This is a genomic window from Planococcus kocurii (assembly GCF_001465835.2).
GTDB lineage: Bacteria > Bacillota > Bacilli > Bacillales_A > Planococcaceae > Planococcus > Planococcus kocurii.
Window position 1 is genome coordinate 1,732,945 of sequence record NZ_CP013661.2, and the last position, 20,913, is coordinate 1,753,857.

The window sequence follows — 20,913 nt, forward strand, 5'->3', positions numbered from 1 at the left end:
TCCTTAGAATTTTCATTTTAGTCGTCATGAACTTCGACAAAGTCTTTTCCGAAAAGCCGTTCAGCTTCTGAAACAAACGGATCTTCTTCCGCTACTGCTCCTTCACCCGAAAACGGATTTTCTTCTTCAGACTCTGACTGTTTTTCTTCAGTGCCCGCCTTCAATCCACTTTTCTTAATAAACTCTTCACGGATTTTCAGCCAACTGACGTCCGGAACAAAAACCGGCGTATACGCTTTGCCTGCGTACTGCTCCAGCAATTGACTAAATGTAGCAGCAAAGGTCTGATTGTCAGAAGCCATCTGGCAATGAATATCATACTTGAATTTTAACACAAATGCATCCGCTGAGGCTGCTACTGGCTCCGCATCATTCAATAAAGCTGAATGCGATCGCTGCAATTGGCTCATGACTGTTGCCCAATTGGTTTTAATCGCTTGTATATCCACTTTAGTGGCATTTTTCAAGACGTCTTGAATACGTCCTGTCGGTATTTTAAAGCTACTTTGAACGCGCTGACGTTTTTTCTGCTCAGCCGGTGCTGCTTGCGCACCATTAGCTACGCCATTTTTAACCTGTTGTTGTAGCTCGCGTACTAAATTTTCCAACTGGATCACTTTTGCTTCTAGCTCGGGCGATACTGCAGAAGCCCCGCTTTGAACCGGTACATCTGCTTGAGCCATTTTCAATAAAGCTGTTTCCATATAGATTTTGGTATGATTTGAAAAACGCATTTCTTGTTGCGTTTTAGATAAAATATCAATCCACGTGTACAATGTTGCCGGTTCAAATCGATTGGCCAACTCTTCAAATCGCGGTTCATGCGTGACCAACTCCAACATATCATGAAGATCTGGAGCCGTTTGGATCAACAGCAAATCACGATAAAAGGTAATAAAATCTTCAACCAAGCGAACAGGATCTTTGCCATCGCGTACCAATTGTTCTAACAATGTTAACGATTTTCCGACATCCTTAGCGAGTAATGCTTCGGCAATGCCATAAAATACATCCTGACTAACAGAACCTGTAACTAACAAAGCATCTTCAATCGTCATTTCATCGCCACTAAACGATACCACTTGATCTAATAGACTCAATGCATCACGCATTCCACCTGCAGCCGCTTGTGCAATAAGTTTAAGCACTTGCTCATTGTACGGAATTTCAGCATCTGTTAAGACTTCGACCATACGTGCCACAATATCAATTTGTGTATGTGATTTGAAATCAAAGCGCTGGCAACGAGAAATAATAGTCAGTGGCAATTTATGCGGTTCAGTCGTCGCCAAAATGAAAACTACATGTTCTGGTGGTTCTTCTAATGTTTTTAATAACGCATTAAAGGCACTGTTTGATAACATATGCACTTCATCAATGATGTAAATTTTAAACCGCGAATTTGCTGGTGAAAAACGAACCTTTTCAATGATTTCTCGCATTTCTTCTACACGTGAATTAGACGCTGCATCAAATTCAATAACATCCGTATTCGATCCCTCGTTAATACTCTTGCAAGAAGCACACTCGTTGCACGGTTCCGAAGCAGGAGCTTGTTCGCAGTTTAATGCTTTGGCAAATATTTTAGCGGCACTGGTCTTCCCTGTCCCCCTTGGCCCTGAGAACAAATAAGCATGTGTTGTCTTATTGTAAAGGAGAGCATTTTGGAGGGTTTGTTTGACATGCGTTTGACCTGTCATTTCAGAAAAGGACTGCGGTCTGTAAACACGGTAAAAAGCTTGATACGCCAACTTATTCTCTCCTTTTAACTAATCTGTTTTTCATCCTATCATTATAGCATAAAAGCTCGTTTTTTCTGAACGTTTCCCTGCTTCATATACACGGATTTTACGAACAGAACAATAAAAAACCTGTCCGCTGCAAGAGCGGACAGGTTTGAATTTACGATTATTGCCGTGCACCTTTCTTCGACTGCTGTACATAAGCGTTACCCTTGTCGCTGGCTCGATCTAGGCGATCCCGCGGCACATGGAATATTCCACTTAATGCTGCTTCCTTCCGGACCTGACATGGTTCATGGGATCCCATTGCGCAGGACCCAGATGTCAACACTACGTGCAAGAGGCAGACCTTACATACAAACAGCCTCAGAAAGGAATTCAGTCCTGCTAAAGCGGATTGCAGGTTACAGGACACCGCTATCTTCCCACCTAGCACGGCATTTACTAGTATACAAATGAATCACAAAAAAATCAATCCGTAACCTTCCTTTGACGATAATTTCTTTTGAACTCAATTGATGTAGAAATACGATATGAGCCAAACCAAAGATACCAGCGTCTATCCAACGCTTGCAACAAAGCGTGTTGTTCAGGGCACCACGATCACGATTCCTTGGATTTTTCTCATATAATTAAGTTACCTCTACTGCGTAAATACTTAGGAATCTGAAGAGGTAAAACACGAAATAACGATTAATCCTTACCCGTACTACTACTCATATCTCACATTTTTAGATGAATAAATTAAAAAGAACTGAAAAACGGTTGACAGCTATTGTTCATCCATGATAAATTAGTTCTTGTCTGATACGGAGGAATACCCAAGTTTGGCTGAAGGGATCGGTCTTGAAAACCGACAGGGGAGTCAAATCCCGCGGGGGTTCGAATCCCTCTTCCTCCTCCATTTTTTAATCCAACTAATTTATAACTTCGATATAGCAAACCGGAAAGCTTAGGCTTTCCGGTTTTTTTGTATCTTTCGTATTTCCCGGGAAATACGAAAAATCCCTTAAGCCTGAGCTCAAGGGATTTGTTTATTTGCGAAGAATTGAAGCTTGTTGCATAAAACCACCAATGCGTTCAACAATTTGTTCCGAACACTCCGGATTTGTCAGAAGATCGTAGTCATTGATATTTAAACGCAGTACGGGGCACCCATTAAAGGAATTGATCCAACTCTCATAGCGCTGGTGCATCTCTAGCCAGTAATCTACTGGTGTCTGTTGCTCCATAGCACGTCCACGCTCTTGAATACGTGAAAGGATATCCTCAATCGATCCTTCCAAGTAAATCAATAAATCTGGATGCGGGAAATAAGGCGTCATGACCATCGCTTCAAACAGATTTGTGTAGGTTTCGTAATCTACATTGTTCATCGTGCCTTTATCCCAATGCATTTTCGCAAAAATCCCGGTATCTTCATAAATCGAACGGTCTTGAATAAAACCTCCGCCATATTCAAACATCCGCTTTTGTTCTTTAAAACGCTCTGCCAGGAAATAGATTTGCAAATGGAAACTCCATTTCTCAAAATCATTGTAAAACAAATCTAAATACGGGTTGGTATCAACATTTTCAAAAGACGTTCGGAATTGCAATGCATCCGCTAAAGCTTTAGTCATCGTTGACTTCCCGACACCTACTGTACCCGCTATTGTAATTACCGCATTCTGTGGAATGCCATATTTTTCACGTAAATTCATAAAGTCAAACTCCTTTTTTGTAAAGTTCCATCCACTTTATCCAAAATAAGCTGCAAATCGTCATCGTTTTGAACAAAATCGATTTCATCTCCATTAAAGCGCAATACAGGAATTTCCGGATGCTCGCGTTCAAAACGTTCGATAAATTCGTGATAGTCAGCTGCTAGCTGTTGCATGTATTCCGGCGTAATCATCTGTTCAAATTCTCTACCTCGTAACTTGATACGCTTCATTAAGGTATCCAAGCTAGCATGTAAATAAATGACCATGTTCGGTTTTGGCATATCCACCGTCAGAATTTTATAGATGGCTTCGTATTTAGCATATTCTGCCGCTGGCAATGTACGCTTAGCAAAGATGAGGTTTTTGAAAATGTGATAATCTGCTACGACTGGTTCCCGCTTTGAAATAAATTTCTTCTGGATGTCCGCCAACTGTTTATAGCGATTACATAAGAAGAACATCTCTGTTTGGAAGCTCCACTCTTCTATATCTTCGTAGAATTTATTTAAAAATGGGTTTTCGTCAACAATTTCTTTTAACAACTGAAATTGATTTTGATCGGCGAGCGCTTTCGTCAGCGACGTTTTGCCTACACCAATCGGACCTTCTACCGTGATGAATGGTACCGGCATGCGAAGTCCTCCTTTTTGGTTTCAAGTAAATTGCAATGCCATTTATTTTAACACACCACTCAAGCGAAAAGTAGAGCAGAAAATCGAAGGCTTTATTAATGAATCGGTTTTTTAAAGGTTGCCCCGTGAACTTCTTGAGTGTCCATAATCGTTAAAAAGGCTTTCGAATCAACATCTGTGACAATTTGTTTGAGCTTGGTTAGTTCCAGACGAGTAACTACCACATAAATAACATCTTTAGGAGTATTCAAATAGCCTCCTTGACCATGCAGCTTAGTAAAGCTTCGACCAAGACGATCATTAATCGCTGAACCAATTTCTTCGTATTCTTCTGATACAATTAGTACGGCTTTTGTATCTTCAAGACCTTGAATGACCACATCAATCGTTTTAGAAGCAATATAGTACGTCAAAACCGAATACATCGCTTGCTCCAGTCCAAGAACAAAAGCAGCCCATCCAAAGATAAAGACATTGAAAAACATAACAAACTCACCAATGGAAAACGGTAATTTTTTCGTCAATAAAATCCCGAGAATCTCGGTTCCATCAAGTGCGCCACCGTTCCGAATGACCAGTCCAACCCCCACACCAAGAAGTAACCCGCCAAATATTGTAGCAAGAAGTGGATCTCCCACAAAAGGTTCGATTTTATGCATCGGAATTGCTATTAACGCTAGGGTCACAATAGCAAAAATAGAAGAGACAAAAAAGTTACGACCAATATGCTTATAACCAAAATAAAGGAACGGCAAATTGATTGCGACCATCAATACGCCAAAAGGAACAACCGTTAAATAGTTCAAGATTAAAGAAACGCCAATAATACCACCATCAATAATCGAATTCGGAACTAAAAATAATTCAATAGCTGCCGCCGCCAACGTAGCTCCAATAAAAATAAAAACAAATCGTAGAGTAAAATGAAGAGGTTTTTCTTTTTTATGTTGTTTCATTCTTCGAACACCCCTCACTGTTTAGTAGCTAATTTCTTTAGTTTACGCTGTTCAATGATTTTTGTCTGCTCGACTTTTTTAATTGGTAGAAAATGATACACTAGATTTAAGGAGCGATGCATCATGAACGGGATGGAAAAAGATCATTATTACATGAATATGGCGATTGACGAAGCCAATAAAGCAGGAGCAAAAGGAGAAGTACCCATTGGTGCTGTTATTGTTTACAAAGACCAAGTTATTGCGCGTGCACACAACTTACGTGAAACGACACAAAACGCTGTAACACACGCCGAACTACTAGCTATACAAGAAGCTTGTCTGCATCTCGGCAACTGGCGACTCGAAGACACAAAGATTTACGTTACGTTAGAGCCTTGCCCCATGTGTGCAGGTGCCATTTTGCAGTCTCGGATTCCCCACGTTGTTTATGGCGCGCGCGATGCGAAAGCGGGCAGTGTAGATTCCTTGTACCGTTTGCTGAATGATGAGCGCTTTAATCATCAATGCCAAGTAACCGAAAACGTTCTTGCTGAAGAATGTGGACAGCTGCTAACGCAGTTTTTCCGAAATCTTCGAGAAGCCAAGAAGCAAAAGCGGAAAACCCAGTTATAGGGTCTTCCGCTTTTATTCGTTAATGAATTGAACAATCAAGTGATTAACAATCTCCGGTTGCTCGTGTTGAATCCAATGCGTTGCTTCTCCGACAAAGGCCAAATTGACTTCTTCGCAAAAAGACATGCTTTCCTTTGCCAGCATAGGTGACAGAAACTGATCGCCCACTCCCCAAATAATGCGGACTGGTACTTTGATTTTCGTATCCGGCACTTGCCTAAAGCTGCCTCTCCGGATTGCCCGGTACCAATTGAGCATCGCTGTTAATGCATCAGACTGTGACCACGCTGCTTTGTATAGTTCAAGTTCGTCTTTTGAAAAAGCAGTCGGCTTGCTAGACTGTTCAATTCCTTGCTGCATAGCTTTAAATTCCCTCATGCCAAGAGCCTTCTCAGGCAGGTTAGGTAACTGAAAAAACGCAATGTAGGCACTCTTCATCCATTGTAGTGGATTTTTTTTGAGTACTTTTGGCATGGCTTTGGGATGTGGGATGTTCAAGACAATCAATTTTTCCACATACTCGGGTCGCGTGGCTGCCAAATGCCAAGCTACTGCTCCGCCCCAGTCATGTCCGATAATAATAGCTGTCTTTTTTTGAAAGTGCTCAATGATGCCAATCACATCATCACGTAAATAATCCACGGTGTAATTATCGATTCCTTTTGGCTTATCGCTCAAATTATAGCCGCGCTGGTCAGGCGCCACGACCCGGTACCCTTTTTCTGCTAAAGGTTGAATTTGATTTTTCCAACCAAACCAAAATTCCGGAAAGCCATGCAACAAGATAACTAACGGTCCATTTGCTGGTCCCGCTACAGCTATATGAAGATGGATACCGTTTGTTTCTATAATTTGAAAGCTTAGGTTTTCCATAAAAACAACTCCTTCGCTCAGATTCCTTAACTTCTCTTTACCCTTTTTCTCTAAAAAAAGACTCAAAAGCAAAATTGCTTTTGAGTCTTTTTATTAAATCGCTCCACTGCTTAAAAGCCGTGAAGAAAAAATGAAAGCTACTTTATCCAATAGTCTTTTTGCCACCCATATAAGGCTGCAATACTTCTGGAATGTTGATTGAACCGTCTTGTTGCTGATAATTTTCAAGCAAGGCTGCTACTGTACGACCAATGGCTAGTCCGCTGCCGTTCAATGTATGAACAAATTCTGGCTTGCCTGTCGCTTCACGACGGAATTTAATATTTGCACGTCTTGCTTGGAAATCTTCAAAATTACTACAAGAAGAAATTTCACGATATGTTTCTTGGCTTGGAATCCATACTTCAATATCGTATTTCTTGGCAGCTGTAAATCCTAAATCGGCGGTACACATCTTCAATACGCGGTACGGCAACCCTAAAAGCTGAAGTACTTTTTCCGCATGTCCGGTCAATTTCTCTAGTTCATCATAAGAATCCTCTGGCTTTACAAAGCGTACGAGCTCCACTTTATTGAATTGGTGCTGTCTGATTAACCCACGTGTGTCACGCCCTGCAGAACCCGCTTCAGAGCGGAAATTCGCGCTATAAGACGCAAAGGCTTGTGGCAACATATCTGCCGTTAAAATTTCATCACGGTAAAAGTTAGTTACCGGTACTTCAGAAGTCGGAATGAGGAAATAATCCTCTTTCTCAATCAAGAATGCATCTTCTTCAAACTTCGGCAATTGGCCAGTGCCTGTCAAGCTTTCGCGGTTAACCATATAAGGAGGCAACATTTCTTCATAGCCATGCTCTTCTTGGTGGAGGTCCATCATAAAGTTGATCAATGCGCGTTCTAAGCGAGCACCAAGTCCACGGTAAAAGACAAACCGGCTGCCCGTTACTTTCGCTGCGCGTTCAAAATCAATGATGTTTAAATCCGTTCCTAAATCCCAGTGTGGCTTAACGTCAAAGTCAAATGCAGGCTTGTCGCCCCATGTGCGGATTTCTTCATTATCATCTTCAGAATCGCCAAACGGCACGCTATCGTGCGGAATATTTGGAACACGCATCATAATATAGTGCAAGCTTTCTTCAACTGCTTTTAACTCTTCATCAATCACTTTGATTTGATCGCCAACTTCACGCATTTTTGTAATGGCTTCGTCTGCATTTTCTTTTGCACGTTTCATCGCTGCGATATTTTGAGACGCTTCGTTGCGCTCTGCTTTTAACTTTTCAGTTTGCGCAATCAATTCGCGACGTTTTACATCTAACCCTTCAAAATCATCAAGCACGGAAATATCTTCTCCACGCTTCGCAAGCTTTGTTTTTACTTCTTCAAAATTGGCACGTACAAAACGAATATCTAACATACCGTTTCCTCCTCAAGTTTTAATAACAAAAAAAGACAACAAAAATAGCCCCCATCCCTTGGTAAAGGGACGAGAGCTACCCGCGTTGCCACCCTGATTGATCGGCAAAAGCCAATCCTCTTCATCACATAACGGCATTAAAACCGGCAATGGCTTTTTTCGCCATGCAACTCCGGGGTGGATTCAAATGTGTTTTTCACCGGTTCGCACCAACCACCGGCTCTCTTTGGAAAAACAGTCATTTTACTAATTCCCATCAACGTTTCGTCTTTTAAATTAATCATACTTTACTATAAGTTGATGGGTTTGGCAAGAGAAGGTCTGACTTGTCTTGAATCATGCTTAAAAAATAAGCGGTAATGCGGTGATCGTCGGTCAATTCGGGATGGAACGAACATCCGAGAAATTGGCCATCTCTCGCCATCACAATTTTGCCATTATGCACGCATAACACTTCGGTTTCTTCTCCGACACTAACAATATGGGGCGCTCGGATAAAGACGGCTTCAAAAGGTCCATCAATACCTTTAATCGCAAGCGGTGCTTCAAAACTATCCACTTGTCGACCAAACGAATTTCGTTCCACTGTAACGTCCATCACACCTAAATGCGCATCGTCGCTACCAACGACTGTTTCAGCAAGCAAAATCAACCCAGCACATGTACCAAACATCGGTTTTCCTGTTTGCGCAAACTCTCTTAACGGTTCCATCAAGCCATAACGATCGATTAAACGGCGCATCGTCGTACTTTCTCCGCCCGGTAAGATTAAGCCATCCAAATTTTCAAGATCTTTCGGCCATTTAACAGCAATCGCTTCCGCTCCGCACGCTTGAACCGACTTGATATGCTCACGAACAGCTCCTTGCAACGCAAGAACTCCCACTCGTTTCATGTTACCACCCTCGCTCTTGCATACGTTCACCGGCAGCAATGGTTGAAATTTCAATGCCCTTCATTGCAATGCCCAGGTCTTTTGACAGTTCAGCGATTAATTTGTAATCTTGGTAATGTGTCGTCGCTTCCACAATCGCACGTGCAAATCGTTCAGGGTTGTCTGATTTGAAAATACCTGATCCAACAAACACACCGTCTGCTCCTAATTCCATCATTAACGCAGCATCTGCAGGTGTGGCAATTCCGCCAGCTGCAAAATTAACTACCGGCAAACGCCCTAAACTTTTAACTTCTTTTAAAAACTCATAAGAAGCTCCTAAATTACGCGCTTCTGTCATTAATTCATCTTCGCTCATCGCAACCACTTTACGGATTTCTGCATTTACTTGTCGCAAATGACGGACCGCTTCGACGATATTTCCTGTGCCCGGTTCGCCTTTTGTCCGTAGCATCGAAGCGCCTTCACCAATTCTGCGTGCCGCTTCACCTAAATTGCGACACCCGCAAACAAAAGGAACCGTGTATTGGTTTTTTAATAAATGAAATTCTTCATCGGCTGGCGTCAGCACTTCACTTTCATCGATATAATCGACACCCATCGCTTCTAAAATACGCGCTTCCACAATATGACCAATACGCGCTTTTGCCATCACTGGAATCGATACAGCTTTCATCACTTCTTCTGTGATACGTGGGTCCGCCATACGTGCAACTCCACCGTCTCTACGAATATCAGAAGGCACTCGCTCAAGTGCCATGACAGCCGTTGCGCCTGCAGCTTCTGCAATACGTGCTTGTTCTGCATTAACCACATCCATGATCACGCCACCTTTTTGCATTTCAGCCATTCCTCTTTTTACACGATTTGTTCCATGTTGAGTCATTTACTAATTCCCCCTATTCATTAATAAATTCAGTATAATAGAGATTGACCATATAAAAAGACTCAGTTACAATCATTTCAATCAGGTCAGTTGGAGGAATTCACATGGATATGCTAATGTTTCAACTGCAAAAACAGTCACAAACCCCGTTATACAAACAGTTGTATCAAGAAATAAAAGAAGCCATTATAAACGGCACAATCGGCATAGAGGCAAAATTACCAAGCAAACGCAAATTAGCAGATTATCTGCAAATTAGTCAAACGACCGTCGAACTGGCGTATTCTCAACTTGTCGCTGAAGGATTTATTGAATCTAGACCACGTAAAGGATTTTATGCTCAACCCGTCGAAGAACTGGCGTACTTGGATATTCCGCATGACGAGCCTATCGTCAAAGAAACGACTGCTTACAAAATAGATTTCAACTCGGCCAGTATTGATACACGTTCTTTTCCATTTTTAACGTGGCGCAAACTGACACGTGACATTTTAGATGACTCTAATCATCACTTATTACTATCTGGGCATCCTCAAGGAGACGACGCCTTGCGCCAAGAAATTGCCCGTTATTTGTACCAGTCTCGCGGAGTTGTTTGTGATGCAGAACAAATCGTGATTGGCTCTGGTACAGAACAATTAATGCCCTTACTCATTCGTCTACTTAATAAAAAACTGGTTTACGGCTATGAAAATCCTGGCTATGCATTGACCCATAGCATTTTCAGTCATCACGACCGCCAGTCTATTCCGATTGAACTCGAACAAGACGGCATCAACGTTAGTCAGTTAGAAGAATCTAACGTAGATGTAGCTTACGTCACACCATCACACCAATTTCCATCAGGTTCGGTCTTGAGTGCCACCAAACGTGCGCAATTACTGAACTGGGCTGTCGCTAAGCCTGAACGTTATATTATTGAAGACGATTACGACAGTGAATTTCGATACACTAGCCGCCCCATTCCCGCGCTACAAAGCATGGACTTAAGCGACCGTGTTATTTACATTAGTACTTTTTCTAAATCGCTCATGCCTTCTTTGCGTCTCGCTTATATGGTTTTGCCTAAACAACTGCTACGGGCTTATCAGCAAACGTTTCTTCATTACTCTTCATCGGTACCCAGACATGATCAACAACTAGTCGCCAAATTCATGAAAGATGGTCATTTTTCGCGCCACTTGAACCGCATGCGCAAGCTCTATCAGAAGAAAATCAAACAACTGAGTCAGTCGCTCGCTTTATTCTCTCCGGTCGTCACGGTTTCCGGTGAACAAGCAGGTATGCATATCGTGCTAACCATCCAAACCTCGTCAAGCGAAGAAGAACTGGTACAACGCGCTAAACAAGCGGGCATTCGTGTCACAGGTCTACACTCTTATGATGTCCACAAAAAATCTGGAATTTACCCAAAAATTGTGCTCGGGTTCGGTGGTCTATCCGAAGAAGAAATTCATTTAGGAATTATTGAATTGATGGCTTGTTGGAAAATACAATAAAAAAAGCCGTTCATCTATTTGGATGAACAGCTTTTTTATTATTAAAATAACCCTCTTACAAAACTACCTGCATCATCCCACAAAGAAGACAAGAACTCTCCTGTACTGCGCATCGATAAAGACAACCAGTTAGCACGTTCTACAGCTTCAGTAGTCACGATTTCAACTTTTTCCGTACTGCCGCTCAAATAGCCATATTCCGTGCCATCTGTTTTCTTAAGCTGTAGCGTTCCTACAACTAAATCTTTTTCCACACCTGCTTCTAGTTTGCCGTTCTTAACTACTGAATCGTCTAACAGTAATTCCGGTCGATACAATTCTTTATCCGCTATCGGAATCATCATCTTTACTGGCTCTTTGACCGCAATCGCTACTTTTTCTTCTAATCCCTTTTCAACAGCAAGCGTTTTCTGACCTTCAAATTGATAGCCTGCAGGAATAACCTCTTCTGTTGTAAATTCACCAAAACCATAATCGAATAAAGTACGGGTCGCATCAAAGCGAGCTTTATACGAACCGGCCCCTTTATTATCTACTGCTCCCATAACCACAGCAATCAACCGGGTATCGTCACGCTTTGCTGTCCCTGCAAACGCATAACCAGCAAAATCTGTGCTGCCGGTTTTTAATCCGTCCATACCTTCGTATTCGTAAATTAGCCCAGGAAGCATCGAATTCCAATTTTCCATACGCGTTTCGTCTGCCGTTCCTTCACGAAATAATTTTACCGGAATTTTAGTCGTTTCTAACACTTCTGGATAATCATCCAATAAGCGTTTCGTTAGTTTGGCAACTGAACGCGCCGGCATAATGTTTTCATCTGTTTCTTTCGTGCCCTCTGGATGCATGCCCATCAAGCTTGAATTACTAAGGCCCGTTGAATTGACAAAAGTCGTTTCTTCTAAGCCCATTTCTTTTGCTTTATCGTTCATTAGGTCAACAAATTTACTTTCTGTCCCTGCAATCGTCTCGGCAATACCGATTGTTGCTGCGTTAGCTGAGAAAATAGCCATCGCTTCATACATTTCTTTAATGGTGTAAGAGCCGTCTTCACGAAATGGCACATTGCTTAAACGCATGTCCTGAGAAATTTTGTACGTGTAATCCGTCACTTCATACTCTTGATCCCACGTAACCTTACCATTTTCAATCGCTTCAAATAATAAATACTCTGTCATCATTTTGGTCATGCTAGCTACCCCTAAAGGCGCTTCCGCATTTTTTTCATAAAGAATCTTGCCACTTTCAGCGTCTACCAAAATAGCGGCTTCGGCCATTATAGTTAATGCGTCTTCCGCATAGGCTTGCTGCGGAACAATTGCTAGCACAGTAAGTATGACGAGTAATGCTATAAGTAGTCCTTTAGTTAAAAAATTCTTCACGTATTTGAACACCTCCATCTATAAGATTCCACATGCTATTTTATCACATTCATTATGCTTAAAAACGAAAACATAAAAAGGCATCTTGCTCTTCGATTAAATGAAGAGCAAGATGTCTTATAAACTTAAATGGAGTAGTTTGGAGATTCTTTAGTAATTTGAACATCATGCGGATGACTTTCGCGTAATCCTGCTCCAGTCATACGAATAAATTGTGCTTCTTCACGTAACACCTGTAAATCTTTAGTTCCGCAATAACCCATTCCTGCACGGATACCACCTAGTAATTGATGAATTGTATCAGAAAGTGGTCCTTTGTATGGCAAGCGACCTTCGATTCCTTCTGGCACTAATTTTTTTGCATCATCTTGGAAATAGCGGTCTTTCGAGCCTTTTTCCATAGAAGCGATTGATCCCATACCACGATAGGTTTTAAAGCGACGACCTTGGAAGATTTCAGTATCTCCTGGACTTTCAGTCGTCCCCGCCAACAAACTACCAAGCATTACAACATGTCCGCCCGCTGCTAAGGCTTTGATGATGTCTCCAGAATACTTGATTCCACCATCAGCAATAATGGCTTTGCCATGCTTACGTGCCTCTGTTGCGCAGTCATATACCGCTGTAATCTGAGGAACCCCAACACCTGCGACAACACGAGTTGTACAGATCGAACCAGGACCGATTCCAACTTTAACTACATCTGCACCCGCTTCAATCAATGCTTTTGTTCCAGCAGCAGTGGCTACGTTTCCAGCAATAATCGTTAATTCTGGATAAGTTGCCCGGATCTGCTTTACCATTCCTAAAACGCCTTCTGAATGACCATGAGCTGTATCCAGTACAATGACATCAACAGAAGCCTTCACCAAATGCTCAACGCGCTTCATTGTGTCTGAAGTAACGCCTACAGCAGCGCCTGCTAACAAACGACCGTGCTGGTCTTTCGCAGCATTAGGAAATTCAATTACTTTTTCAATATCTTTTATCGTAATTAACCCTTTTAACACGCCTTGGTTATCAACAATTGGTAACTTTTCAATCTTGTATTGCTGAAGAATCTTTTCAGCATCTTCTAAGGTAGTTCCAATAGGAGCAGTTACTAATTGCTCTTTTGTCATTACATCATTAATTTTCAAAGAATAATCTTGGATAAACCGTAAATCGCGGTTTGTGATAATTCCAACAAGTTTTAATTCACTTTCGTTGTTAACAATAGGTACACCTGAAATTCGGTATTTTCCCATTAAATGCTCTGCATCGTAAACTTGGTGCTCAGGAGTTAAGAAGAAAGGATCGGTGATCACGCCATTTTCTGAACGCTTTACAGTAACGACTTGTTCAGCCTGTTCTTCAATACTCATGTTTTTATGGATAATTCCCAATCCGCCTTGGCGAGCCATAGCAATAGCCATTTTAGCTTCCGTTACTGTATCCATACCTGCACTGATCACTGGAATTTTTAACTTAAGGGTTGGTGTCAATTCAACTGATAAATCAATGTCTTTTGGTAAAACTTCCGAATGGGCTGGTACAAGCAATACATCATCAAACGTTAAGCCTTCTTTTACAAATTTTGATTCCCACATAAGTAGACGCGCCTCCTGCTTCCTTTAAATATTATTGTAAGGTTATCAGCGTAGATATGGTGTGTCAAGAAACTGTTAAAAGAAAAATTATTTAGAATAGTAAAATATAATTTTTTTGTAGATTATCATAGTAAGTCAGAAGGCTAGAAAACAAAAACAGCTCAAGTGGGTACACCGTAGTTAACGCGAATCAACTAAAGGAGTATCCCCAAATGAGCGATGCTCAAATGATATCACGGGAACGTGTGCGAATCGAGTGTTATTGCCTGAAAGAAAAATCACTGTCCTATATAGCGAAACAGCTAGAACGAAGCAAAAGCACCATCCACTATGAAGTGAAACGCTGTAAGCTTTGCGACGCTCTGTTGGCACAGGCTGATTACGAGGCCAGACCTGAACTAGACGATTATATCCTATCCAAACTAAAGCTCGACTGGTCACCAGAATGCCTCGTGACGGTACTGGAAAATGCATCAAAAAACTTTTCCCATCCGTGTTTCGAGCGTTACCGGTACGCGGCTCTCGGCTTGTTCAACCTGTCCCAAAAGCTACTGATCCGCAAAAAAGTTAAAGAATAACGAGGTGAAACACGAGGCAAGCTGCTTTGTCTGAAAAAAATCCATGCACGTTTGGCGCCTCGAAGCCAAGTGGGACATTGGGAAATCGATAGCGTCATCGGCAAGTCGCACAAGAGCCTGATTCTCACATTGACGGAACGTACCACCCGTTTTGAGAGGAGCTATAAGTTAGCTGCGAAAACGACAAGTGAAACCGCACAGGCCATCATCCATGTGTTGAAAAACCTGCCAAAAAAAGTGGTGAAATCCATTACCGCCGACCGAGGCACGGAATTTCACGGCTGGATCGAAGTGGAGATAGCGTTGGAGATCCCGTTTTACTTTTCGGATCCGGGTGTTTCTGGTCAGCGTGTCACGAATGAGAACAGTAACGGTCGTATTCGGCGCACGTATCCAAAAGGAACTGACTTCAGCCGCATGATACAGAAAGAGACCCTATACTTTCTCTTGATCGTCATTCATTTAGTATGTCCTGATTTTTCCATACAAAAAAGCCGTTACCGGAATCGGTAACGACTTTTTTTCATGTGCCCAGCGACGTCTTACTCTCACAGGGGGAAACCCCCAACTACCATCAGCGCAAAAGAGCTTAACTGCCGTGTTCGGGATGGGAACGGGTGTGGCCTCTTTGCCATCATCACTGGACTATTTGGTTTTGAAAGACAAGATTTATTATACCAGTAGTACTGATGTTTTTCAAGCTTTTTTTACAAAAACTTGGGCTTATTCTTTCAAAACTGGATAAACGACGGGTGAAACAAGCAAGTTTTTCGCATACAGTGTGTTGGTTAAGTCCTCGATCGATTAGTATTCGTCAGCTGCACGTATCGCTACGCTTCCACCTCGAACCTATCTACCTCATCGTCTTTGAGGGATCTTACTTGCTTGCGCAATGGGAAATCTCATCTTGAGGGGGGCTTCGTGCTTAGATGCTTTCAGCACTTATCCCGGCCACACATAGCTACCCAGCGATGCCCTTGGCAGAACAACTGGTACACCAGCGGTGTGTCCATCCCGGTCCTCTCGTACTAAGGACAGCTCCTCTCAAATTTCCTGCGCCCGCGACGGATAGGGACCGAACTGTCTCACGACGTTCTGAACCCAGCTCGCGTACCGCTTTAATGGGCGAACAGCCCAACCCTTGGGACCGACTACAGCCCCAGGATGCGATGAGCCGACATCGAGGTGCCAAACCTCCCCGTCGATGTGGACTCTTGGGGGAGATAAGCCTGTTATCCCCGGGGTAGCTTTTATCCGTTGAGCGATGGCCCTTCCATGCGGAACCACCGGATCACTAAGCCCGTCTTTCGACCCTGCTCGACCTGTACGTCTCGCAGTCAAGCTCCCTTCTGCCTTTACACTCTACGAATGATTTCCAACCATTCTGAGGGAACCTTTGGGCGCCTCCGTTACTCTTTAGGAGGCGACCGCCCCAGTCAAACTGCCCGCCTGACACTGTCTCCCAAGCCGATCAGGCTTGTGGGTTAGAATTTCAATACAACCAGGGTAGTATCCCACTGACGCCTCCTCCGAAGCTAGCGCTCCGGAATCTCAGGCTCCTACCTATCCTGTACAAGTTGCACCAAAATTCAATATCAGGCTACAGTAAAGCTCCACGGGGTCTTTCCGTCCTGTCGCGGGTAACCTGCATCTTCACAGGTACTATAATTTCACCGAGTCTCTCGTTGAGACAGTGCCCAGATCGTTACGCCTTTCGTGCGGGTCGGAACTTACCCGACAAGGAATTTCGCTACCTTAGGACCGTTATAGTTACGGCCGCCGTTTACTGGGGCTTCAATTCGCACCTTCGCTTGCGCTAAGCACTCCTCTTAACCTTCCAGCACCGGGCAGGCGTCAGCCCCTATACGTCACCTTACGGTTTTGCAGAGACCTGTGTTTTTGCTAAACAGTCGCCTGGGCCTATTCACTGCGGCTCTCTCGGGCTATTCACCCTACCAGAGCACCCCTTCTCCCGAAGTTACGGGGTCATTTTGCCGAGTTCCTTAACGAGAGTTCACTCGCTCACCTTAGAATTCTCTTCTCGCCTACCTGTGTCGGTTTGCGGTACGGGCACCTCCCGCCTCGCTAGAGGCTTTTCTTGGCAGTGTGAAATCAGGGACTCAAGGGTAAACCCTCTTGCCGTCACAGCTCAACGTATTAGAAATGGGATTTGCCTCATTTCACGCCTCACTGCTTGGACGTGCACAACCAACGGCACGCTCTCCTTATCCTTCTGCGTCCCCCCATTGCTCAAACGGCGGGGAGGTGGTACAGGAATATCAACCTGTTGTCCATCGTCTACGCCTATCGGCCTCGACTTAGGTCCCGACTAACCCTGAGCGGACGAGCCTTCCTCAGGAAACCTTAGGCATTCGGTGGACGGGATTCTCACCCGTCTTTCGTTACTCATACCGGCATTCTCACTTCTAAGCGCTCCACCAGTCCTTCCGGTCTGACTTCAACGCCCTTAGAACGCTCTCCTACCACGGATCTCTAACGAGATCCATCCACAGCTTCGGTAATCCGTTTAGCCCCGGTACATTTTCGGCGCAGTGTCACTCGACCAGTGAGCTATTACGCACTCTTTAAATGATGGCTGCTTCTAAGCCAACATCCTGGTTGTCTAAGCAACGCCACATCCTTTTCCACTTAACGGATATTTGGGGACCTTAGCTGGTGGTCTGGGCTGTTTCCCTCTTGACTACGGATCTTATCACTCGCAGTCTGACTCCCAAGCATAAATCACTGGCATTCGGAGTTTGTCTGAATTCGGTAACCCGGGATGGGCCCCTAGTCCAAACAGTGCTCTACCTCCAGGATTCTCAATCTTGAGGCTAGCCCTAAAGCTATTTCGGAGAGAACCAGCTATCTCCAGGTTCGATTGGAATTTCTCCGCTACCCACACCTCATCCCCGCACTTTTCAACGTGCGTGGGTTCGGGCCTCCAGTAAGTGTTACCTTACCTTCACCCTGGACATGGGTAGATCACCTGGTTTCGGGTCTACAACTGCATACTCTGTCGCCCTATTCAGACTCGCTTTCGCTGCGGCTCCGCCTTCTCAGCTTAACCTTGCATGCAATCGTAACTCGCCGGTTCATTCTACAAAAGGCACGCCATCACCCATTAACGGGCTTTGACTACTTGTAGGCACACGGTTTCAGGATCTATTTCACTCCCCTTCCGGGGTGCTTTTCACCTTTCCCTCACGGTACTGGTTCACTATCGGTCACTAGGAAGTATTTAGCCTTGGGAGATGGTCCTCCCAGATTCCGACGGAATTTCACGTGTTCCGCCGTACTCAGGATCCACTCTGGAGGGATAGGGTTTTCGGCTACGGGGCTGTTACCCGCTGCGGCGGACCGTTCCAGGTCGCTTCGCCTAATCCTATCTTTTGTAACTCCGTATAGAGTGTCCTACAACCCCAAGAGGCAAGCCTCTTGGTTTGGGCTGATCCCGTTTCGCTCGCCGCTACTCAGGGAATCGCATTTGCTTTCTCTTCCTCCAGGTACTTAGATGTTTCAGTTCCCTGGGTCTGCCTTCTCATGTGCTATAGATTCACACATGGATACTACCCGATTAAAGGCAGTGGGTTCCCCCATTCGGAAATCTCCGGATCACAGCTCACTTACAGCTCCCCGAAGCATATCGGTGTTAGTGCCGTCCTTCTTCGGCTCCTAGTGCCAAGGCATCCACCGTGCGCCCTTTCTAACTTAACCACTGGTTAATTAAAAAGTTGTGACGAAATCGTCACGCGTACTTGAATTACTTGCATTTGTTTCAATGTCGTTTTATCCAGTTTTCAAAGAACAAGAGTGAAAGTCACAAAAAAAGGCGTTGCCGCCTGAAGGTGAACCTTCAAAACTGAACGCAAAACGTCAACCCCGAGCCAAGCTCGGTTCCGAATTTATCCTTAGAAAGGAGGTGATCCAGCCGCACCTTCCGATACGGCTACCTTGTTACGACTTCACCCCAATCATCTGTCCCACCTTCGGCGGCTGGCTCCACAAGGGTTACCTCACCGACTTCGGGTGTTACAAACTCTCGTGGTGTGACGGGCGGTGTGTACAAGGCCCGGGAACGTATTCACCGTGGCATGCTGATCCACGATTACTAGCGATTCCGGCTTCATGCAGGCGAGTTGCAGCCTGCAATCCGAACTGAGAACGGTTTTCTGGGATTGGCTTGCCCTCGCGGGGTTGCAGCCCTTTGTACCGTCCATTGTAGCACGTGTGTAGCCCAGGTCATAAGGGGCATGATGATTTGACGTCATCCCCACCTTCCTCCGGTTTGTCACCGGCAGTCACCTTAGAGTGCCCAACTGAATGCTGGCAACTAAGATCAAGGGTTGCGCTCGTTGCGGGACTTAACCCAACATCTCACGACACGAGCTGACGACAACCATGCACCACCTGTCACCACTGTCCCCGAAGGGAAAAGCGTATCTCTACACCGGTCAGTGGGATGTCAAGACCTGGTAAGGTTCTTCGCGTTGCTTCGAATTAAACCACATGCTCCACCGCTTGTGCGGGCCCCCGTCAATTCCTTTGAGTTTCAGCCTTGCGGCCGTACTCCCCAGGCGGAGTGCTTAATGCGTTAGCTGCAGCACTAAGGGGCGGAAACCCCCTAACACTTAGCACTCATCGTTTACGGCGTGGACTACCAGGGTATCTAATCCTGTTTGCTCCCCACGCTTTCGCGCCTCAGCGTCAGTTACAGACCAGAAAGTCGCCTTCGCCACTGGTGTTCCTCCACATCTCTACGCATTTCACCGCTACACATGGAATTCCACTTTCCTCTTCTGCACTCAAGTTCCCCAGTTTCCAATGACCCTCCACGGTTGAGCCGTGGGCTTTCACATCGGACTTAAGGAACCGCCTGCGCGCGCTTTACGCCCAATAATTCCGGACAACGCTTGCCACCTACGTATTACCGCGGCTGCTGGCACGTAGTTAGCCGTGGCTTTCTGGTGAGGTACCGTCAAGGTACCAGTAGTTACTTGGTACTTGTTCTTCCCTCACAACAGAGTTTTACGATCCGAAAACCTTCGTCACTCACGCGGCGTTGCTCCGTCAGACTTTCGTCCATTGCGGAAGATTCCCTACTGCTGCCTCCCGTAGGAGTCTGGGCCGTGTCTCAGTCCCAGTGTGGCCGATCACCCTCTCAGGTCGGCTACGCATCGTCGCCTTGGTAGGCCATTACCCCACCAACTAGCTAATGCGCCGCGGGCCCATCCTGCAGTGACAGCCGAAACCGTCTTTCCGTACAGCCTCAGGAGAGGCCGCAAACTATTCGGTATTAGCACCGGTTTCCCGGAGTTATCCCGATCTGCAGGGCAGGTTGCCCACGTGTTACTCACCCGTCCGCCGCTAAACAATGGGAGCAAGCTCCCAAAGTTCCGCTCGACTTGCATGTATTAGGCACGCCGCCAGCGTTCGTCCTGAGCCAGGATCAAACTCTCCATTATAGAGTAGTGTTGATTGCTCAATACTGCTGGCGTATCGCCGTCCGAAGACGCACGATTCGCTTTGATCTGCGTGATGCTGATCAGTAAGTTGTCGTCACGAACACCGAGAAGGAAAACAACTTTGCTCTGATTGCCATAAGGCAAACTTCGCAAAAGCCGTTCTCGCACCGAAGTGCTCGTGACGTCTTTCGTTGACGTTTTGCTGTTCAGTTTTCAAGGTTCAAGTTGTTGTGTTTTTGTTTGCCGCGCTCATTGGCGACTCAACTAATATACCATGCTGTTATATAAGAGTCAACAGTTTATGCAAAAAAACTTTAACTTTATGAAATACACTACTTTGAAACGTTTGAAACGAAATCCTTGTCCCAATTTTTCTAATCTAAAAGAGCAACTTTTGCTTACCATGTTGTTGTATTCTAGCTGTAATAGGTTTTGTTTTGTTTTGTTTTGTTTTGTTTTGTTTTGTTTTGTTTTGTTTTGTTTTGTTTTGTTTTGTTTTGTTTTGTTTTGTTTTGTTTTGTTTTGTTTTGTTTTGTTTTGTTTTGTTATACATCTGGTTTATTTCTTTAGGTAATGAAAAGCTCTTCCAACTAGTCACACCCTGTTATATGAAGAGAACGCCCTAGTAATGGGTTCACTTCCAGATATAACATAGCTTCACACCTCCGGAATCACCAC

15 protein-coding genes, 1 tRNA gene, 3 rRNA genes, 1 other RNA gene and 1 other annotated feature are annotated in these 20,913 nt (G+C 44.4%); of the genes, 5 read left to right on the plus strand and 15 right to left on the minus strand.

Annotated features, from left to right (window positions below):
* Positions 1-17: 17 nt before the first annotated feature.
* Complete coding sequence (gene dnaX / locus AUO94_RS08640) at positions 18-1,751, minus strand: DNA polymerase III subunit gamma/tau (RefSeq protein ID WP_058383833.1); 1,734 nt, start codon at positions 1,749-1,751, stop codon at positions 18-20.
* Between the two features lie 163 nt (positions 1,752-1,914).
* An RNA gene (ffs, locus tag AUO94_RS08645) (signal recognition particle sRNA large type) lies at positions 1,915-2,180 on the minus strand.
* A 373-nt stretch (positions 2,181-2,553) separates the two neighbouring features.
* Here ffs and AUO94_RS08650 point away from each other — a divergent pair.
* Positions 2,554-2,646, plus strand: a tRNA-Ser gene (locus AUO94_RS08650).
* 130 nt (positions 2,647-2,776) lie between these two features.
* Here AUO94_RS08650 and AUO94_RS08655 read toward each other — a convergent pair.
* From AUO94_RS08655 to AUO94_RS08665, 3 genes are all read right to left on the minus strand, one after another.
* Entirely contained in the window at positions 2,777-3,445 is a 669-nt protein-coding gene (locus AUO94_RS08655) for a deoxynucleoside kinase (protein WP_058383834.1), read from the minus strand.
* Positions 3,442-4,080 carry a deoxynucleoside kinase gene (locus AUO94_RS08660; RefSeq protein WP_058383835.1) on the minus strand — a complete coding sequence of 213 codons (639 nt, stop codon included), beginning with the start codon at positions 4,078-4,080 and terminating at the stop codon, positions 3,442-3,444. Before AUO94_RS08660 ends, AUO94_RS08655 begins: the two co-directional genes overlap by 4 nt.
* A gap of 95 nt (positions 4,081-4,175) precedes the next feature.
* A complete protein-coding gene (locus AUO94_RS08665; RefSeq protein WP_058383836.1) occupies positions 4,176-5,036 on the minus strand; it encodes a YitT family protein in 861 nt (286 codons plus the stop codon).
* 123 nt (positions 5,037-5,159) lie between these two features.
* On the opposite strand from AUO94_RS08665, the gene tadA reads away from it, so the two are divergent.
* Positions 5,160-5,651, plus strand: a complete 492-nt coding sequence (gene tadA, locus AUO94_RS08670) for a tRNA adenosine(34) deaminase TadA (protein WP_149457279.1) — start codon at positions 5,160-5,162, stop codon at positions 5,649-5,651.
* A gap of 12 nt (positions 5,652-5,663) precedes the next feature.
* On the opposite strand, the gene AUO94_RS08675 is transcribed toward tadA, so the two are convergent.
* The 4 genes from AUO94_RS08675 to pdxS all read right to left on the minus strand — a co-directional run bounded on the left by AUO94_RS08675 (position 5,664) and on the right by pdxS (position 9,722).
* Positions 5,664-6,524 carry an alpha/beta fold hydrolase gene (locus AUO94_RS08675; RefSeq protein WP_058383837.1) on the minus strand — a complete coding sequence of 287 codons (861 nt, stop codon included), beginning with the start codon at positions 6,522-6,524 and terminating at the stop codon, positions 5,664-5,666.
* Between the two features lie 142 nt (positions 6,525-6,666).
* On the minus strand, positions 6,667-7,941 hold the full coding sequence (gene serS / locus AUO94_RS08680; RefSeq protein ID WP_058383838.1) for a serine--tRNA ligase: 1,275 nt from the start codon (positions 7,939-7,941) through the stop codon (positions 6,667-6,669).
* A gap of 62 nt (positions 7,942-8,003) precedes the next feature.
* Positions 8,004-8,210: a binding site (T-box leader), on the minus strand.
* A gap of 11 nt (positions 8,211-8,221) precedes the next feature.
* Positions 8,222-8,836, minus strand: coding sequence for a pyridoxal 5'-phosphate synthase glutaminase subunit PdxT (gene pdxT, locus AUO94_RS08685; RefSeq protein WP_058383839.1), 615 nt, complete (start codon positions 8,834-8,836; stop codon positions 8,222-8,224).
* Between the two features lies 1 nt (position 8,837).
* Positions 8,838-9,722, minus strand: a complete 885-nt coding sequence (gene pdxS, locus AUO94_RS08690) for a pyridoxal 5'-phosphate synthase lyase subunit PdxS (protein WP_058383840.1) — start codon at positions 9,720-9,722, stop codon at positions 8,838-8,840.
* A gap of 104 nt (positions 9,723-9,826) precedes the next feature.
* Between pdxS and pdxR the strand changes: the two genes are divergently transcribed.
* Positions 9,827-11,221 carry a MocR-like pyridoxine biosynthesis transcription factor PdxR gene (gene pdxR / locus AUO94_RS08695; RefSeq protein ID WP_058383841.1) on the plus strand — a complete coding sequence of 465 codons (1,395 nt, stop codon included), beginning with the start codon at positions 9,827-9,829 and terminating at the stop codon, positions 11,219-11,221.
* Between the two features lie 41 nt (positions 11,222-11,262).
* On the opposite strand, the gene AUO94_RS08700 is transcribed toward pdxR, so the two are convergent.
* Complete coding sequence (locus tag AUO94_RS08700) at positions 11,263-12,621, minus strand: serine hydrolase (protein ID WP_058383842.1); 1,359 nt, start codon at positions 12,619-12,621, stop codon at positions 11,263-11,265.
* A gap of 107 nt (positions 12,622-12,728) precedes the next feature.
* Entirely contained in the window at positions 12,729-14,192 is a 1,464-nt protein-coding gene (gene guaB / locus AUO94_RS08705; RefSeq protein WP_058383843.1) for an IMP dehydrogenase, read from the minus strand.
* 212 nt (positions 14,193-14,404) lie between these two features.
* On the opposite strand from guaB, the gene AUO94_RS08710 reads away from it, so the two are divergent.
* Both AUO94_RS08710 and AUO94_RS08715 read left to right on the plus strand, forming a co-directional pair.
* Positions 14,405-14,770, plus strand: coding sequence for a helix-turn-helix domain-containing protein (locus AUO94_RS08710; RefSeq protein WP_058383844.1), 366 nt, complete (start codon positions 14,405-14,407; stop codon positions 14,768-14,770).
* 69 nt (positions 14,771-14,839) lie between these two features.
* Complete coding sequence (locus AUO94_RS08715) at positions 14,840-15,283, plus strand: IS30 family transposase (protein WP_237150095.1); 444 nt, start codon at positions 14,840-14,842, stop codon at positions 15,281-15,283.
* Positions 15,284-15,299: 16 nt separating this feature from the next.
* On the opposite strand, the gene rrf is transcribed toward AUO94_RS08715, so the two are convergent.
* From rrf to AUO94_RS17250, 4 genes are all read right to left on the minus strand, one after another.
* Positions 15,300-15,415 (minus strand): 5S ribosomal RNA (gene rrf, locus AUO94_RS08720).
* 139 nt (positions 15,416-15,554) lie between these two features.
* Positions 15,555-18,487: ribosomal RNA gene (locus tag AUO94_RS08725) — 23S ribosomal RNA — on the minus strand.
* Positions 18,488-18,685: 198 nt separating this feature from the next.
* Positions 18,686-20,235, minus strand: a 16S ribosomal RNA gene (locus AUO94_RS08730).
* The 16S, 23S and 5S rRNA genes sit together here, the layout of an rRNA operon.
* 379 nt (positions 20,236-20,614) lie before the next feature.
* The gene (locus tag AUO94_RS17250; RefSeq protein WP_218916857.1) at positions 20,615-20,833 is read right to left on the minus strand and encodes a hypothetical protein; all 219 of its coding nucleotides are present in this window, start codon (positions 20,831-20,833) and stop codon (positions 20,615-20,617) included.
* Positions 20,834-20,913 lie beyond the last annotated feature (80 nt).

What these genes read in the sequence shown, in the direction of transcription:
- AUO94_RS08655 (WP_058383834.1), bottom strand. Translation starts at nt 3,445, where the DNA reads ATGAATTTACGTGAAAAATATGGCATTCCACAGAATGCGGTAATTACA.
- AUO94_RS08660 (WP_058383835.1), bottom strand. Translation starts at nt 4,080, where the DNA reads ATGCCGGTACCATTCATCACGGTAGAAGGTCCGATTGGTGTAGGCAAA.
- AUO94_RS08665 (WP_058383836.1), bottom strand. Translation starts at nt 5,036, where the DNA reads ATGAAACAACATAAAAAAGAAAAACCTCTTCATTTTACTCTACGATTT.
- tadA (WP_149457279.1), top strand. Translation starts at nt 5,160, where the DNA reads ATGAACGGGATGGAAAAAGATCATTATTACATGAATATGGCGATTGAC.
- AUO94_RS08675 (WP_058383837.1), bottom strand. Translation starts at nt 6,524, where the DNA reads ATGGAAAACCTAAGCTTTCAAATTATAGAAACAAACGGTATCCATCTT.
- serS (WP_058383838.1), bottom strand. Translation starts at nt 7,941, where the DNA reads ATGTTAGATATTCGTTTTGTACGTGCCAATTTTGAAGAAGTAAAAACA.
- pdxT (WP_058383839.1), bottom strand. Translation starts at nt 8,836, where the DNA reads ATGAAACGAGTGGGAGTTCTTGCGTTGCAAGGAGCTGTTCGTGAGCAT.
- pdxS (WP_058383840.1), bottom strand. Translation starts at nt 9,722, where the DNA reads ATGACTCAACATGGAACAAATCGTGTAAAAAGAGGAATGGCTGAAATG.
- pdxR (WP_058383841.1), top strand. Translation starts at nt 9,827, where the DNA reads ATGGATATGCTAATGTTTCAACTGCAAAAACAGTCACAAACCCCGTTA.
- AUO94_RS08700 (WP_058383842.1), bottom strand. Translation starts at nt 12,621, where the DNA reads ATGGAGGTGTTCAAATACGTGAAGAATTTTTTAACTAAAGGACTACTT.
- guaB (WP_058383843.1), bottom strand. Translation starts at nt 14,192, where the DNA reads ATGTGGGAATCAAAATTTGTAAAAGAAGGCTTAACGTTTGATGATGTA.
- AUO94_RS08710 (WP_058383844.1), top strand. Translation starts at nt 14,405, where the DNA reads ATGAGCGATGCTCAAATGATATCACGGGAACGTGTGCGAATCGAGTGT.